Genomic DNA, 15737 nt, shown 5'->3' with positions numbered 1-15737 from the left:
CCCCGCCTGAGCCGGCGATTCCATCCGGGCGGGATCTGCTCTAGGCTGCCACCCGGGAGAGGCCGCCAGGCCCTGAGGAGAAAAGATCCATGCAACGCCGCCTGTTCCTGGGCGCCGCCGCCGGCGCGCTCGCCCTTCCCGCTGTCCTGCGTGCGCAGGCCATGCCCAGGATCACCATCGGCATGTCGGGCTGGACCGGCTTCGCGCCGCTGACCCTCGCCGAGCAGGCCGGGCTGTTCCGGGCGAATGGCGTCGAGGTGGAGACCCGCTTCGTGCCGCAGCGCGAGCGCAACCTGGCCCTGGCCGCCGGCGCGCTGAACTGCGTCGTCACCACGGTCGACACCATGATCCTCTGGGGCAGCACCATGCCGCTGGTGCAGGTGCTGGTGCTCGACCGGTCGAGAGGGGGCGACGGCATCGCGGTGCGGCCCTCCATCGGCGGCTGGGCGGGGCTCAAGGGCAGGACCGTCGCGGTCGATGGCCCCGGCACCACGCCCTATTTCGTGCTCGCCTATATGCTGCGCGAGAACGGCATGTCGGTGAAGGAGGTGCAGGCCGCGACGCTGGCGCCGCAGCCGGCCGCGCAGGCCTTCGTCGCCGGGCAGTTCGACGCCTGTTCGACCTATGAGCCCTACCTTTCGCAGGTTCGCGGCATGGGCGAGGACAAGGGCCGCATCCTTGCCACCACGAACGACTATCCCTGCGTCGTCGATACCCTCGCCTTCACGCCCGACTTCGTGGCGAAGAACGAGCCGGCGGTGAAGGCGGTGATCAAGAGCTGGTACGACGCGCTGGCGATGATCGCGCGCGAACCCGCGACATCGCACGAGATCATGGGCAAGCGCGTGAACCAGAGCGCCGAGGCCTTCAGGGCCAGCGCGCAGTTCATCGAATGGCAGGACGCGGCGAAGAACCGCGCCTATGTCGCCGACGAGTTGCCGAAGTTCATGACCAAGGCGCTGGAGGTGCAGAAGGAGGCGGGCGTGGTGCGCCAGTCGCCGGACCTGGCGAAGCTGCTCGACACGCGCTTCCTCGGCTGAGGCCATGGCGGGGCCGCCGGCCGGCCCCCCTCCCCGTCCCGCCCGACCCCATCCTCCGCGAGGCCGCTTGGAACCGCTCAAACCCGTCTCCGCCCCCCTGCGCGCCGCGCTGGGCCTGGGCTTCTTCCTCCTGTTCCTCGGCCTCTGGGGCCTCGTCACCTATGGCGGCTATGTGCAGCCGCTCTTCCTGGCCTCGCCCGGGCAGGCGCTGGCCGCCGGCTGGACGCTGTTCACCGAGTACAACTTCGCCGGCGACATCGGCATGACCGTCTGGCGCGTGGTGGGGGGCTTTCTGCTCGCGGCCCTGCTCGCGGTGCCGCTCGGGCTGCTGATGGGCGCCTACAAGCCGGTCGAGGCCTTCTTCGAGCCCTTCATCTCCTTCGCCCGCTACCTTCCGGCCTCGGCCTTCATCCCGCTCCTCATCCTCTGGGCCGGGGTGGGCGAGGCGCAGAAGCTCTCGGTCATCTTCCTCGGCAGCGTCTTCCAGATCGTCATCATGGTGGCCGTCATCGCCGGCGGCACGCGGCGCGACCTGGTGGAGGCGGCCTATACCCTCGGCACGAAGGGCAGCGGCATCCTGCGCCGGGTCATCATCCCCGCCGCCGCCCCGCAGGTCATGGAGGCGCTCCGCCTGGTGCTCGGCTGGGCCTGGACCTATGTCATCGTCGCCGAGCTGATCGGGGCGCAGAGCGGCATCGGCCACATGATCATGGACAGCCAACGCCTGCTCGATACCGGCCAGATGATCTTCGGCATCGTCGTCATCGGCCTGATCGGGCTGGTCACCGACTTCCTCTTCAAGGCGCTGAACCGGCGCCTGTTCCGCTGGGCGGCGCTGTGATGGCGCTCTCGGTCCGCGGCCTGACCCGCACCTTTCCCGGCCAGGGCGGCAACGCGCCGACCCTGGCTCTGCAGCCGACCGACCTCGACGTCGCGCCCGGCGAGTTCGTCTCCATCCTGGGGCCCTCGGGCTGCGGCAAGTCCACCCTGCTGCGGATCGTGGCCGGGCTCGACCGGCCGACGGGGGGCAGCGTCACGCTCAATGGCCGCAGGGTCAGCGGGCCAGGGCCCGACCGCGGCATGGTCTTCCAGTCCTACACGCTCTTCCCCTGGTTGACGGTGGAGCAGAACATCCGCTTCGGCCTGCGCGAGCGGAAGCTGCCCGAGGCCGAGATGCGCGAGACCGCCGCCCGCTTCATCGCCCGGACCGGCCTGCGGGGCTTCGAGAACCACTGGCCACGCCAGCTCTCCGGCGGCATGCAGCAGCGCACCGCCCTGGCGCGGGCGCTGGCCAACGATCCCGAGATCCTGCTGCTCGACGAGCCCTTCGGCGCGCTCGATCACCAGACGCGCGAGTTGATGCAGGAGCTTCTGCTGGAGGTCTGGGGCAGCGACCGGCCCGAGGCCCGCAAGACCGTGCTGTTCGTGACGCATGACATCGACGAGGCCATCTTCCTCGCCAACCGCGTCCTGGTGATGTCGGCCCGGCCGGGCCGGGTGAAGGCGGAGGTGGCGGTCCCCCTGCCCTATCCCCGCGACTGGACGGTGAAGACGGCACCGGAATTCGGCGCGCTCAAGGCCCGGCTGATGGGGGAGATCCGGGAGGAGGTGCGAAAGGCGGCGCTGGGCTGAGCGGGCGCGGGCCCTCCGGTGGCGGCCGATCGGGGCGGCCGCCCGCCAGCATGGCCTGCACGCGGCGCGCCAGCGCGGCGATGGCGAAGGGCTTGGTGAGCATCTCCATGCCCGGCTCGAGGAAGCCGTCGGCGCTGGCGGCGACCTCGGCATAGCCGGTCATCAGCAGGACGGGCAGGCCCGGGCGCTGGCGCCGCGCCTCCGCGGCGAGCCGCCGGCCCTGGAGGCCCGGCAGGCCGATATCGGTGATCAGGAGGTCGATCCTCCTCGCCTCGCGCAGAAGCCGCAGCCCGCCGGGGCCATCCTCCGCCACCCGGGCCTCGTAGCCCAGATCGGCCAGCACCTCGAGCACCAGCGCCCGCACCACCGGCTCGTCCTCCACCACGGCGACCACCTCGCCCCTGCCGCCGGGCACGGCCTCCGCCTCGGCCGCCGCCGGCGGCAGCACGCCGTGATGGCGGGGCAGCAGGAGATGGACCGTGGTGCCCTGGCCGGGGCTCGATTCGATGTGGGCGGCGCCGCCCGACTGGCGGGCGAAGCCGTAGATCATCGACAGGCCGAGGCCGGTGCCACGGCCGGGCTCCTTGGTGGTGAAGAAGGGTTCGAAAGCGTGCTCCAGCACCTCGGGCGGCATGCCGCGGCCGGTGTCGGAGACACCGATGACGATGCTCTCGCCGTGCGTCCCGCCGCCCGGCCGGCATCGCGTCGCCAGGCGCAGCACGCCCCCGTCCGGCATGGCGTCCCGCGCGTTGATCGCCAGGTTGAGGATGGCGTTCTCAAGCTGGTTCACGTCGCACCGCGTGAGCCAGAGGTCCGGCGCCAGGTCGAGCTCCAGCCGGATGCCCTCTCCGATGGTCCGGCGCAGCATGTCCGCCATGGAGGCCAGGAGGTCATTGGCCTGGACCGGCCGGGGATCGATGGGCTGCCGGCGGGCGAAGGCCAGCAGCCGGTGCGTGAGGGAGGAGGCCCGCCGCGCCGAGGCGATCGCCCCTTCCAGGAAACGCTCCACATGGCGGTCGCTGCGGAGCTGCCGCTGCGCTAGCTCAAGCGATCCCTGAATACCCTGCAACAGATTGTTGAAATCATGGGCGATACCGCCGGTGAGCTGACCGATCGCCTCCATCTTCTGGGACTGCCGCAGAGCCTCCTCCGCGCGGCGCAGCTCGGCGGTGCGATCGGCGATGCGCCGCTCCAGCTCGTCCGCGGCGAGGCGTGCCTCGGTGATGTCCGCCGCCGTGCCGAGGTAGCCGAGAAAGGCCTCGCCCTGGTGGCGGGGCAGCGCCTGGCAATCGAACCAGCGGACCCGCCCGGCGCCATCCGTCACGCGGACTTCCTGGCGGTAATGCCGGCGCGCCTGCCATGCCCGCCCGAAACTCTTCCGCACGCGCTCCCGGTCCTCCGGATGGAGCCGCGCCAGCCAGTCCTGCTCCCGCAGCTCGGCGACCGGCAGGCCGAAGGTGATCTCGAAGCGGCGGTTGAGGAAGGTCATGCCGCCGCCGGCGTCCATCGCCCAGATCAGCACCGGCGCGCTGTCCGCCACCTCCCGGAACCGCTCCTCGCTCTCGCGCAGGCGGGCCGCCGCCTGCCGGCGCTCCTCGACGCCCCGCACCCGCCGGCCGACCTCGCGGAACAGGGCCAGGTCGGCCTCCTCCCAACGGCGCGCGCGCCCGCTGGCGGCATAGAGGATGGCCGGCGGGCGCCCCTCGGGGGCCAGGAGGAAGAACAGGGCCGCGCGCACGCCGTTCCGCAGCAGTTGCGGAGCGACCTCGGCCATGAGGGCGTCCGTCTCCACCTCCCCGACCGCCAGCATGTCCTGGCCCCGCAGCGTCTCCAGCAGGCGGGTGCCACCCGTGCCGATGCGGTGCTCCCCCAGCCCGCTGGACCGGTGGGCGCTCCATTCGCGCTCGATACGGATCCAGCCATCACGGTCGAGGCTCGCGGCGCCGATCCTGTCGGCCGAGAGGGCCTGTCCCATCCTCTCCGCCAGGCCGAAAATGACGACCTCGACATCCTGGTCCTGCTGCAGGCGGTTGCTCAGCTCCGAGAGAAAGGCCTGGCGGCGCTCCGCCATCACGCGCCGCGTGGTTTCGAGGCAGGTGCAGAGCATCCCCGCGACCTGACCGGAATCGTCGCGGATGGGGATGTAGGAGAAGACGAAGTAGGCTTCCTCGGGAAAGCCGTTGCGGTGCATCGTCAGCCGCAGATCGTCGGCGTAGCTGGCCTCCCCCGCATAGGCGCGGTCCATGATCGGGCCGACATCGGCGATGATGTCGTGCCAGACCTCCTCGAACCGCCGCCCGAGCGCCCAGCCCTGCTTCAGGCCGAGCATCGGCGCATAGCCGTCATTGTAGATGATGATGCGATCCGGCCCCCAGGACACGAACATCGGCTGCGGCGTGCCGAGCATCACGACCAGCAGGGTGCGGAGTGTCGGCGGCCAGGCCTCGGGCGGGCCCAGCGGCGTGGCGGTCCAGTCCTTCGCGCGGATGCGCCCGCCCATCTCGCCGCCACCCTGGAGGAAGGAAAGGTGATCTTGTCCTGGCGACACCCTGGCTTCCCTCTTCCCTGACGGCTTCGAAAGACCTGAGCGAATCCGGCCCGGCCCCGCCCCTCTAAGCCTTATCCGATTTCCTCCGTTTCGCGGCCTCTCCGACGACATGTCCGGCCATCTCCATGGCCGACAGCCGGGCCGGGAGGCCGGTCAGGATCGCCTCGCGATAGGCGGGAACCCGCTTCCACGCCTTGCGCTCCGGCTTGGTCATGCCGCAGCCGCGGCACCAACCGCTCTGCTCGTCGAAATCACAAACCTTGATGCAGGGACGTTCCATGACGCAGAGATGGGGCGGCGGGAGGAGATGGCAATTCTCGCCGGCGGCCACCCCGGCAGGCCGAGCGGGTCAGGCCGGCTGCGGCACCAGGCGCCGGAAGCGCCCCGGCCAGGCGGTCACCAGCAGATTGTCTTCCACCTCGAACTCCGTCTCCTCCGGCGTGTCGAGGCGGTAGCGACGTCCGCGGTCGAGGCAGGCCAGGCGGCGTTCCACGCGGCGGAAGACCAGGCGGTCCGCGTCGAGCTGCACCATGGCCAGGCTCGCCGTCTCGCCGCTCCGCAGGCCCAGCCGATGGAGCGCGAGCGTGGTGGTGAAGGGTGTTACGCCGATCTCGAGGTCGAGCACGCCCTGCAGTTCGGGCAGGGGCCGGCCGACACCGTCCGTCCAGCGGCCCAGCCCGTCGGCGCGCAGTTCGACCGCCAGATCCTGCCCGATGCGGTGCAGCCGGGCGGAGCACGTCCGCCAGCCGAGGTCGCAGACCAGGGCGTATTGCCAGGCCGCCGTGCCGGGCCCGATCACCACCGACTGCACCAGGCGCAGGCCCGAGCTCTGCCGCAGCACCAGATGCTCCACACCCTGGCCGTGCCAGTCCGTCCAGCGGGCGATGAGGGGTGCGGGCATGCGGAACTCCTGCTGCCGTCCAGTCCGGAGCGACGACAGCAGGATATAGGCTGGACGCCGCCCGCTGTCCCCGCCATCTGTGCCTCATGCAGATTCCAGAGAGCATCCCGCGGGTGGCCCTGGTCACCGGCGGCGCGCGCCGGATCGGTCGGGGCATCGTCCTGGCGCTCGCCGGCGCCGGCTTCGATGTCGCGTTGCAGACCCGTGCCCCTGCACCGGAGGCCGAGGCGGTGGCCGAGGCGGTGCGGGCGCTGGGCCGCTGCGCCGTGGTCCTGACCGCGGAACTGTCGCGCGAGGCGGAGGTGGCGGCGCTGCTGCCGGCCGCCGCCGCCGCGCTCGGCCCGGTCGGCGTGCTGGTCAACAACGCCTCGGTCTTCGAGCGCGACGAATGGCACGACGCCACGCGGGAGAGCTGGGACCGCCACCTGGAGCCCAATCTGCGCGCGCCCTTCGTGCTGATCCAGGCCCTGGCCCGCGCCCTCCCCGACACGGCCGAGGGGGTCGCGATCAACCTGCTGGACCAGCGGGTCTGGTCCCTGACGCCGCATTTCGTCAGCTACAGCCTGTCCAAGGCGGGGCTCTGGGCGCTGACGCAAAGCCTGGCGCTGGCGCTGGCGCCGCGCCTCCGGGTGAACGGCATCGGCCCCGGCCCGGCCCTGCCCAGCCCGCGCCAGAGCCCGGAGCAGTTCGCGGCGCAATGCGCCAGCACGCCGCTCGGCCGTGGTACCGGGCCAGAGGAGGTGGCGCGCGCCGTGCTCGCCATCCTCGCCCTGCCGGCCATGACCGGGCAGATGATCGCCCTCGATGGCGGGCAGCACCTGCAATGGTCGCCCGCCCGCGGCGCGGGGCAGTCCGAATGAGCTACCACCCCGACGCCGCGCGCGGGCTGCGCCGTGTCTTCGTCCGGCGCCTCGCCGTCGCGGCCCGGCTCGGCATCCATCCGGAGGAGCGCGAGCCGCAGCGGGTGCTGATCGACATCGAACTGCTGGCGGAGGACGACGCCGCGCCGCATGGCCAGGGCGCCGACCGGCTGGAGCGCGTGGTCGACTACGAGGCGGTGGCCAATACCGCGCGCCGCATCGCGCTCTCCGGCCATGTCCGGCTGGCGGAAACCCTGGCCGAGCGGATCGCCCTGGCGGTGCTGGAGGTGGAGCGGGTGCGGGCCGTCCGGGTGACGGTGGAGAAGCCGGACATCATCGCCGATGTCGGCGGCGTGGGCGTGACGGTGGAGCGGCTGCGGCGCTGACCCCCGCAAGGCCCGGCCGGCCACCTGCCCATCGGCGCGGCAATCGGGAAGAACGGTGTGACGGTCAGCGAAGTTTTCGTTTGGCACCCCATCGTCCACAGGCTTTTCCCCAGGAGCGGTGGACAAACCGCTCCCCATCCGCCGCAACGTCACCGCCGAAGCTCGCGAAAAGGATCGTTTTTTGCCTCGGGCGTGAGCGCGGACAAAATTTCGTCCACCGCGCCGAAGCCACAGTCCACCCTCCTCGTGCCGTCAACAGCAAGAATATGCTTGACCGGGCCTAAACGATAAATTTTCCCTCTTGCCAAGAAAAAACAGCGACTTATCTTTTTGCCCAAAGCTTAGGCAACGTCATGTGACCCGCAGATGACAGCCATTTAGCTATGGTCACCCACCAGCCATCCACAAGGTTATCCACAGGATTTGTGGGAAACTGCCCCGCCGCCCCCACCCCTTGAGCCGCATCCTGCGGCGTGCTTGACCCCACCGATGCAGCAGCCGAGCGACCCGCCCGCCGCGCCCGAGGCCGTGCCCGATCCCTCCCCGTCCGCCGGCCTGTCCGCCGAGGGGCCGGTGATGGAGGGGCTGGCGGTGATCGAGGCCGCCCTGGCCACCATGCCGCTCGTCCCGGGCGTCTACCGCATGCTCGATGGCAAGGGAGATGCCCTTTATGTGGGCAAGGCGCGCAGCCTGAGGAAGCGCGTCACCGCCTATACGCAGATTGCCCGGCTGCCGGAGCGGCTGCGCCGCATGGTGCATGCCACGCGGCGGATGGAGATCATCACCACGGGCAGCGAGGCCGAGGCGCTGCTGCTGGAAGCCAACCTGATCAAGCGGCTGAGGCCGCGCTTCAATATCGTCCTGCGGGACGACAAGTCCTATCCCTGGCTGGTGCTGACCGAGGACCACCCGTTTCCGCAGATCGCCAAGCATCGCGGCGAGAAGCGCAAGGGCGCCAGCTACTGGGGGCCCTTCGCCAGCGCCTGGGCGGTGAACCAGACCATCACCGCGCTGGAGAAGGTGTTCCTCCTGCGCTCCTGCCGCGACACGGTGTTCGAGAGCCGCGACCGGCCTTGCCTGCTCTACCAGATCAAGCGCTGCTCCGCGCCCTGCACCGGGCGCATCGGGGCCGAGGACTATGCCGGCCTGGTGCGCGATGCCCGCAAGTTCCTCTCCGGCGAGACGCCGTCGATCCAGAAGCGGCTGGCCGCCGAGATGGAGCAGGCCGCGGAAGCCCTGGAGTTCGAGCGCGCCGCGGCGATTCGCGACCGGATCCGCGGCCTCACCCATGTGCAGGGGCAGAACAGCATCAACCTGGAGGGCGTCGGCGATGCCGATGTGGTGGCGCTGCACCAGATCGCTGGCCAGTCCTGCGTCCAGGTGTTCTTCTTCCGGGGCGGCCGCAACAACGGCAACCGCGCCTTCTTCCCCGCCCATGCCCGGGACGATGCCGAGGGGGCCGAGGTGCTCTCGGCCTTCCTCGCCCAGCTCTATGACGACCTGCCGCCGCCGCCGCTGGTGCTGCTCTCGCACGAGGTGGCCGATGCGGCGCTGATCGCCGAGGCGCTGAGCCTGAAGGCCGGGCGGAAGGTCGAGCTGCACCGGCCGCAGCGGGGCGAGAAGCGCGCCGCGGTCGAGCATGCCGCGACCAACGCGCGCGAGGCGCTCGAGCGCCGCCTGGCGGAAGGCACCGCCCAGGCCGCCCTGCTGGAGGGCGTGGCCCGCCTCTTCGACCTGCCGGAGACGCCCCGCCGCATCGAGATCTACGACAACAGCCATATCCAGGGCAGCCATGCCTATGGCGTGATGGTGGTGGCCGGGCCCGAGGGCTTCCTGAAGAGCGCGTACCGCAAGTACGCCATCCAGGGCACGGCCCGGCCGCGCATTCCGCCGCCGATCCTGGCCGAGGTGCCGGGCGCGGCGGCCGAGACCCGCGCCGCCGGCGGCGGCGACCGGATGGCCAGTGGCGGCGGCGACGACTTCGCCATGATGCGGGAGGTCTTCGAGCGCCGATTCGGCCGCGCCCTGAAGGAGGATCCGGAGCGGACGGGGGAAGGCTGGCCGGACCTGGTGCTGATCGATGGCGGCGCCGGGCAGCTCTCGGCGGCCAGCGAGGTGATGGCCGAGCTCGGCCTGGGCGACCTGCCGCTGGTGGCCGTGGCCAAGGGGCCGGACCGGGACGCCGGGCGGGAATGGTTCCACCGGGCCGGCGCGGCGCCCCTGCAGCTGCCGCCGCGCGATCCGGTGCTCTACTACCTGCAGAGGCTGCGCGACGAGGCGCACCGCTTCGCCATCACCACCCACCGCGCCGGCCGCTCCAAGGCGATCAGCCGCAGCGAGCTGGACGAGATCCCCGGCATCGGGACCGCCCTGAAGCGGCGCCTGCTGAACCATTTCGGCTCGGCCCGCGGCGTGCGCCAGGCGGGTCTTGAGGACCTGCGCAACTGCCCGGGCGTCGGCCCGGCCATGGCCGCCCGCATCCATGAGCATTTCCACCCTGGCGCCATGACGGCTAGTTTGGGAAAGCCCCGCGCGGCCCCACCGGGAAGACACTGAATTGCCGACCGACCTGCCCAACCTGCTGACACTCTCCCGCATCGCCGCGGTGCCGCTGCTGGTGCTGCTGGCCGCGCTCCAGGCGCCCTGGGCGGATCTCGGCGCCTGCGCCGTCTTCTCCATCGCCGCCATCACCGATTATTTCGACGGCAAGATCGCGCGCGAGCGGCAGCTGATCTCGGCCTTCGGCCGCATGCTGGACCCGATCGCCGACAAGCTCCTGGTCGCTGCCGCCCTGATGCTGCTGGCCGGCCTGTCGCGCCTGTCGCTGCTCGGGCTGCTGCCGGCCATCGTCATCATGCTGCGCGAGATCCTGGTCTCGGGCCTGCGGGAGTATCTCGCCGGCCTGGCCGTCGGCCTGCCGGTGACGCGCCTGGCCAAGTGGAAGACCGGCGTGCAGATGACCGCCCTGGGCGTGCTGCTGGCCGGCGATACGGGTGCCTCGGTGATCGGCCTGGGCCTCCTTCCGGTGAGCGCCATCGGCGAGGCGCTGCTCTGGCTGGCGGCGATCCTGACCCTGGTGACCGGCTGGGACTACCTGCGCGCCGGGCTGCGCCATGCGGAGGCGCAGGACACGGCCCGGCTCACCCGCCCGGACCAGCCGGTCGCGGGCACGAAGGAACTCTCCCGGCCTTGAGCCAGGGCGCCCGCCACCGCATCTTCGTCAGCATGAGAACGAGCCAGGAGCAGCCGTCATGAGCCAGCCGACACGCATCGCGGCGGGGAGTTCCGGAAGGGTGCGCCCCCTCGGACTGGCCCTGCTGCTCGGCCTGGGCGGCTGCGCCCAGATCCTGACCGGCGAGCAGGTGGTGGTGCCTTCGGACAGCCTGACGGCGCAGCGCATCCTCGGCGTCGATGTCGCGATGGACCCGCTGCTGCCGGTGGCCGGAAATGTCTGGCCGGAGGGCGAGCCGGAGCGCACCACGCTGGCGACGCCCGACACCCCCTTCCGGCCCGACGCGGCCGATTCCGCGACGGTGCCGCGGGCCGCGCCGCCGCGCCGGGGCTCCTCCACGCCCCCCGCGCTGCTGGAGCCCGGCACCACGGTGGGCCGCCGCATGGTGGACCAGCAGGCACCGATGACGCTGATGGCGCCGCCCCCGCCGCCCGCCGCCGCGCCCGTGCCGCGTTATGACGGGCAGGTGATCCAGACGCCGAACGGCCCGGCCGTGACCAGCGGCGGCGGGCCGGCCTACCGTACCTACAACCTGCCTGGCGGCGGCTCGGGGATCGCGACTCAGCAGGGCGGCACCACCACCCTGCTCGGCGCCGATGGCAGCATCACCCAGGTTCCGACGCCGCGCTGACCATGCAGATCCTGTATTTCGCCTGGGTGCGGCAGAAGGTCGGCCTGGCCGAGGAGCGGCTGGAGCCCCCGGCCGAGGTGCGGGACGTGGAGGGGCTCATGCGCTGGCTCGCCGGGCGCAGCCCCGGTCACGCCGCCGCCTTCGCGCAGGCGGATCAGATCCGCGCGGCGGTGAACCAGGAGTTCTGCGGGCGGGGGCAGCCGGTCGCGGCGGGGGACGAGGTCGCCTTCTTCCCCCCCGTGACGGGCGGCTGAGCCATGCCGACAATCCGCGTGCAGGAGGCGGCGATCGACCTGGGCCGGGAGAGCGCCGCCCTCTCGGCCGGCCGGGCGGACGTCGGCGGCATCGCGAGCTTCCTCGGCCTCTGCCGCGCCGATGACGGCATCGCCGCGCTGGTGCTGGAGCACTATCCCGGCATGACCGAGCGGGCGCTCGCCGCCATCGCCGCCGAGGCCGAGGCACGCTGGCCACTGACCGGCTGCACGGTGGTGCACCGCGTCGGGCGCATCCTGCCGGGCGAGCCGATCGTGCTGGTGCTGGCGGCCAGCGCGCATCGCGCCGCCGCGCTGGAGGCCTGCGCCTTCCTCATCGACTGGCTGAAGACCCGCGCCCCCTTCTGGAAGCGCGAGGAATTCGCCGATGGCCGGGAACGCTGGGTCGAGGCCCGTGCCGGCGACGACGCCGCCGCCGCCCGCTGGCGGGACGCGGCGCCCGGCTAGAAAAGCAGTCCGGTCAGGCCGCCCCGAAGGTCTCGGACAGGCCGGCCGTCAGGGACCGCGGCGAGACGCCAAGCTCCCGCCGCATCGGGCCGATGTCGAAGGCCTTGTCCTCGGTCAGCCGGCGGATCTCGTCGGGGCCGATCTCCGGCAGGCCGGGCAGCCGCGCGCTCAGGCGCGCCAGGAGGCGCAGCGGCGCCGCCGGCACCGGCAGGACCGGCCGCATGCGCAGCCCGGCGGCCGCCGCCACCGCGGCCAGGAAGTCGCGATAGGCCAGCGGCTCCGGCCCGGCCACGACCAGGGCCTGCCGCCCCTGCCAGTCGCGCAGCAGGGCGGCGAGCAGGCTGGCGGTGACATCGCCCTGATGGATCGGCTGCACCAGGGCGCGGCCACCCCCCGGCAGGGGCGCCACCGGCAGGCGGCGCAGCAGCGCGGCCAGCCGCTGCACGTTGTTCTCGCCCTGGGCGCCGTAGATCATCGTCGGGTGCAGCATCACGCCGCGATGCGCCCCGGCCAGAAAGGCGGCCTCGCCGGCCCGCACGCCGTCCCCATGTGCGTCCGGCCAGCGCGAGAAGCGGCGGGTGGAGCCCATCAGCACGAGCTGCGCCGCGGGCGGCGCCGCCGCCAGGATGGCCGGGGTCCAGCGCGCATGCGCGCAGCTCGCCACCCGCCCGACACCAGCCAGCGCGGCGCGCAGCGCGCCGGCATCCTCCAGCCGGGCGACGCGCGGCGTCCCGCCCAGGCCCAGCGCCGCCCAGCGCGCCGGATCGCGCACCACCGGAACATACTCCAGCCCGCGCGCCGCCAGCGCCTTGCAGAGCGCGGCCCCCGAGCGGCCGGAGGCGCCGATGACGGCGATCACGCGGCCGCCCGGAGCCGCTCGGCCGCGCGCTCCGGCCCGATCACCGGCAGGAAGAGCCGCAGCTCCGGCCCGTGCTCCTCGCCGGTCAGGGCCCGGCGCAGCGGCAGGAACAGTGCCTTGCCCTTGCGGCCCGTCGCGGCGCCCAGGGCACGGGTCCAGTGGCCCCAGCTCGTCTCGTCCCAGGGACCGGGGGGCATGCAGGCCAGGGCGGCGCGCAGGAACTCCGCCTCCTCCGGCTGCGCCGGCACCTCGATCGGCTCGCGCGCCACGGCCCACCAGTCGCGCGCCTCGGCCAGCAGGTCGAGATTGCCGCGCACCGCCAGCCAGAAGGCCTCGTCGGCGCCCTCGGGCAGGCGGTCGCGCACCGCGGCGAAGTCCAGCCCGTGCAGGTGGCGGCGGTTCAGCGCCAGGAGCTGGGCGGGATCGAAGCGGGCGGCGCTGCGCGAGAAGCGGCTCAGATCGAAGTCGCCCGCCAGTTCCGCCGGCGCGGCGGCGACCGGATCGCGTGAGGAGCCGAGGCTCGCCAGATAGCCCACCAGCGCGGCGGGCTCGATGCCGTCCCGCCGCAACTGGCGCAGGCCCATGGAGCCGAGCCGCTTCGAGAGCTGGCCGCCCTCGGCATCGGTCAGCAGCGGCAGATGGGCGAAGCGGAGGGCGCCCGGCCTGCCCTGCGCCCGGCCGCCCAGCGCCTCCAGGATATCGATCTGCACGCCGGTGTTGGTGACATGGTCCTCGCCGCGCAGGATATCTGTGATGCCGGTCTCCAGATCGTCGACCACCGAGGTGAAGGTGTAGAGGAAGGAGCCGTCGGCGCGGATCAGCACCGGGTCGGAGATGGCGGGCAGCTTGACCTGCCGCCGGCCCAGCACCCCGTCCTGCCATTCCACCGTGCGGAGCGACAGCCGGAAGCGCCAGTAGGGCTGCTTGCCGTTGTCGAGGGCGCGCTGCAGCTGCTCCGGCGTCATCTTCAGGGCGGCGCGGTCGTAGACCGGGGGCCGGCCCTGGCGCTGGCGCTGCTCGCGCTTGAAGCGCAGCTCCTCCTCGCTCTCGAGGCAGGGGTAGAGGTGGCCGCTCGCCTTCAGCCGCTCGGCCGCCGCCGCGTACCGCTCCAGCCGGTCGGTCTGGCGGAAGCTCTCGTCCCAGTCGAGGCCGAGCCAGCGCAGGTCCTCCTCGATGGCCGTGGCGTATTCCGGCTTGCTGCGCCCGATGTCGGTGTCATCAAGGCGCAGGATGAAGCGGCCGCCATGCCGCCGCGCCAGCAGCCAGTTGGCCACCGCGACGCGGGCATTGCCGACGTGGAGATAGCCCGTGGGGCTCGGAGCGAATCGGAGCCTCACGCCTCCTCTCCCGCCTCGCCGTCCTCATCCTCCTGGCGGCGGGGGTCGAGCACGCGCCAGTTGCGCTCCTCCGCGTCGCGGCAGGGCTCGGCGGCGAAGCCGCGGATCTCGCCGCCGCTCTGCCAGCCCTGGCTGTCCCCGGCCCCGACCACCTCGGCATCCTCGCCGAAGGCGAACCACGCGGCCAGCACCTCCTCCGGCGTCAGGTCAGGGGCGCGGCAGCGCTCGATGCTGTCGCGCACATAGCGCCGGGCGAAGGCATTGGCCTGGGCCAGGCTCGGGAAGCCGCGCACCGTCTCCAGCGGCTCGGCGCCATTGGCCCCGGAGAGGTCGCGGATATGCACGCTGAACCCGCCCTGCGGCGCGAAGAGTGTGGTGTCGAAATCGCCGCTCATGCCGTCACGCCCATTCATCCGGTTCATCGGGGCCGGGCAGCGCCGGCGGATACCGCCGGTCATGGCCGAAGGCCCGCCCGCTCAGCCGCAGCCCCGGCGGCGCCCGGCGCCGCGCGGCCTCGGCCGCCAGCATCCGCCGCCACAGCGACCGCACCCCGGCGGGGTCGTATCCCCCGGCGGCGATGGCGTCCACACCCTTCTCGCCCCGCAGCAGGGCCTCGAGGACCGCCTCCAGGGCCGCATCGGCGGGCGGTGCCGGCAGGCCGCGCGCCCGGGCCAGCGCCGCCCATTCGCCGCGCCACAGATCCCGCAGGGGCGCGAAGCCCTCCCCCGCCCCCGCCCCTGATCCGCCCACAGCCCGGAGCTCCAGGGCCATGGCGGTCTTGTCGAGGCCGTGGAGCCGCAGCGGCCAGCGCGGCCCAGGGTGGCGCGGCCCTGGCCGGCCCGGAGCGCAGGCCGCCGCCAGGGCGGCCAGCAGCGGGGCGGCCTCGCCCTCCGTCGCCACGGTGATGCCGTCATGGCCGCCGGCCAGGATCTCCGCCCGCAGGCCGCAGCACAGCGCCCGCCAGAGCCGGTCCATCGCCGTCTCCTCCGGCGGCAGCGGCGCCATCCCGGCCCGCCAGCCGCCGGCTTCCGTCTCCAGCGTGACCGGCAGGGCCTCCGGCGTGAAGTCCGGCAGGCGCGCCGCCAGACGCCGATCGGCGTTCAGCGCGAAGGCGCCGCCGGGAAAGACCAGCCCCTCGGCCGAGCCCAGCAGGCCGAGCGACAGCCAGGGCAGGCCAGTCTCCACCACCCGCGCCACGGCACGATCGATGGCGCCGTCCGGTGGCGCGCCGTCGAAGGGCCGCGCCCGCAGGTGGAGCAGGAGTTCGGCGCCGGTCTCCGCCAAGGTCTCGGCCACGGCAGGGTCCTCGGCATCGGCGCCGGTCAGGACGCCGAGGCGAAGGCCGCGAAAGGCCATCGGCCCCGGCGCCGGACCGGGTGCCAGCCCTGGCGCTGGCACGGGCGGATCCGGCGTTGCGCCGGGCGGCGCGTGGGTGGCGCGCCGGGCCAGGATGCGGCCGCCATCGATCAGCACCGCGCCCTCCCGCGCCGCCTCGCCGTCCGGCCCCCTCTCTGGCCAGAGCGCGCCCAGCAGCAGGCCCGGCCCGCCGCCGGCGGTGAGCGCTGCGAGGCGCCGCAGGCAGGCCTCGCAGC

General features: G+C 72.9%; 17 protein-coding genes. 10 read left to right on the top strand and 7 right to left on the bottom strand.

Features of this window, described 5'->3' with window-relative positions; all coding sequences use genetic code 11:
• Positions 1–89 precede the first annotated feature (89 nt).
• From ACVMLK_RS00085 to ACVMLK_RS00075, 3 genes are all read left to right on the top strand, one after another.
• Positions 90–1040, top strand: coding sequence for an ABC transporter substrate-binding protein (locus ACVMLK_RS00085; protein ID WP_198367846.1), 951 nt, complete (start codon positions 90–92; stop codon positions 1038–1040).
• Positions 1041–1107: 67 nt separating this feature from the next.
• On the top strand, positions 1108–1881 hold the full coding sequence (locus ACVMLK_RS00080; protein WP_232477398.1) for an ABC transporter permease: 774 nt from the start codon (positions 1108–1110) through the stop codon (positions 1879–1881).
• Complete coding sequence (locus ACVMLK_RS00075; RefSeq protein WP_198367848.1) at positions 1881–2672, top strand: ABC transporter ATP-binding protein; 792 nt, start codon at positions 1881–1883, stop codon at positions 2670–2672. The genes ACVMLK_RS00080 and ACVMLK_RS00075 overlap by 1 nt, the downstream gene beginning before the upstream one ends.
• Here ACVMLK_RS00075 and ACVMLK_RS00070 read toward each other — a convergent pair.
• The 3 genes from ACVMLK_RS00070 to ACVMLK_RS00060 all read right to left on the bottom strand — a co-directional run bounded on the left by ACVMLK_RS00070 (position 2614) and on the right by ACVMLK_RS00060 (position 6121).
• A complete protein-coding gene (locus ACVMLK_RS00070; protein WP_422923714.1) occupies positions 2614–5220 on the bottom strand; it encodes a PAS domain S-box protein in 2607 nt (868 codons plus the stop codon). The genes ACVMLK_RS00075 and ACVMLK_RS00070 overlap by 59 nt on opposite strands.
• A gap of 64 nt (positions 5221–5284) precedes the next feature.
• Positions 5285–5500 carry a DUF1289 domain-containing protein gene (locus ACVMLK_RS00065; RefSeq protein WP_255528794.1) on the bottom strand — a complete coding sequence of 72 codons (216 nt, stop codon included), beginning with the start codon at positions 5498–5500 and terminating at the stop codon, positions 5285–5287.
• 69 nt (positions 5501–5569) lie between these two features.
• Positions 5570–6121, bottom strand: coding sequence for a putative glycolipid-binding domain-containing protein (locus ACVMLK_RS00060; protein WP_457485271.1), 552 nt, complete (start codon positions 6119–6121; stop codon positions 5570–5572).
• Positions 6122–6207: 86 nt separating this feature from the next.
• Between ACVMLK_RS00060 and ACVMLK_RS00055 the strand changes: the two genes are divergently transcribed.
• The 7 genes from ACVMLK_RS00055 to ACVMLK_RS00025 all read left to right on the top strand — a co-directional run bounded on the left by ACVMLK_RS00055 (position 6208) and on the right by ACVMLK_RS00025 (position 11949).
• Complete coding sequence (locus ACVMLK_RS00055; RefSeq protein ID WP_457485270.1) at positions 6208–6981, top strand: SDR family oxidoreductase; 774 nt, start codon at positions 6208–6210, stop codon at positions 6979–6981.
• A complete protein-coding gene (locus ACVMLK_RS00050; protein WP_232477401.1) occupies positions 6978–7367 on the top strand; it encodes a dihydroneopterin aldolase in 390 nt (129 codons plus the stop codon). The genes ACVMLK_RS00055 and ACVMLK_RS00050 overlap by 4 nt, the downstream gene beginning before the upstream one ends.
• Before the next feature lie 489 nt (positions 7368–7856).
• Positions 7857–9923: an excinuclease ABC subunit UvrC gene (uvrC, locus tag ACVMLK_RS00045; RefSeq protein WP_370592076.1), complete on the top strand. Its 2067-nt coding sequence runs from the start codon at positions 7857–7859 to the stop codon at positions 9921–9923.
• Between the two features lies 1 nt (position 9924).
• Positions 9925–10560, top strand: coding sequence for a CDP-diacylglycerol--glycerol-3-phosphate 3-phosphatidyltransferase (gene pgsA, locus ACVMLK_RS00040; protein ID WP_198367854.1), 636 nt, complete (start codon positions 9925–9927; stop codon positions 10558–10560).
• A 58-nt stretch (positions 10561–10618) separates the two neighbouring features.
• Positions 10619–11230 carry a hypothetical protein gene (locus tag ACVMLK_RS00035; RefSeq protein ID WP_198367855.1) on the top strand — a complete coding sequence of 204 codons (612 nt, stop codon included), beginning with the start codon at positions 10619–10621 and terminating at the stop codon, positions 11228–11230.
• 2 nt (positions 11231–11232) lie between these two features.
• Complete coding sequence (gene moaD, locus ACVMLK_RS00030; protein WP_198367935.1) at positions 11233–11484, top strand: molybdopterin converting factor subunit 1; 252 nt, start codon at positions 11233–11235, stop codon at positions 11482–11484.
• Positions 11485–11487: 3 nt separating this feature from the next.
• A complete protein-coding gene (locus ACVMLK_RS00025) occupies positions 11488–11949 on the top strand; it encodes a molybdenum cofactor biosynthesis protein MoaE (RefSeq protein WP_422923706.1) in 462 nt (153 codons plus the stop codon).
• A gap of 13 nt (positions 11950–11962) precedes the next feature.
• Here the strand turns inward: ACVMLK_RS00025 and ACVMLK_RS00020 are convergent, their stop codons facing one another.
• The 4 genes from ACVMLK_RS00020 to ACVMLK_RS00005 all read right to left on the bottom strand — a co-directional run.
• Positions 11963–12808, bottom strand: a complete 846-nt coding sequence (locus ACVMLK_RS00020) for an SDR family oxidoreductase (protein WP_198367857.1) — start codon at positions 12806–12808, stop codon at positions 11963–11965.
• The gene (gltX, locus tag ACVMLK_RS00015; RefSeq protein WP_198367858.1) at positions 12805–14145 is read right to left on the bottom strand and encodes a glutamate--tRNA ligase; all 1341 of its coding nucleotides are present in this window, start codon (positions 14143–14145) and stop codon (positions 12805–12807) included. The genes ACVMLK_RS00020 and gltX overlap by 4 nt, the downstream gene beginning before the upstream one ends.
• Positions 14142–14567: a hypothetical protein gene (locus ACVMLK_RS00010; protein WP_457485269.1), complete on the bottom strand. Its 426-nt coding sequence runs from the start codon at positions 14565–14567 to the stop codon at positions 14142–14144. Before ACVMLK_RS00010 ends, gltX begins: the two co-directional genes overlap by 4 nt.
• A partial coding sequence (locus tag ACVMLK_RS00005) for a hypothetical protein (RefSeq protein WP_457485268.1) occupies positions 14545–15737 on the bottom strand: 1193 nt, incomplete at its 5' end. The genes ACVMLK_RS00005 and ACVMLK_RS00010, both read right to left, overlap by 23 nt.

The organism is Teichococcus aerofrigidensis (assembly GCF_054073225.1).
Note: the sequence above shows the minus strand (reverse complement) of the source record. Positions and strands in the feature narration are given on the sequence as shown.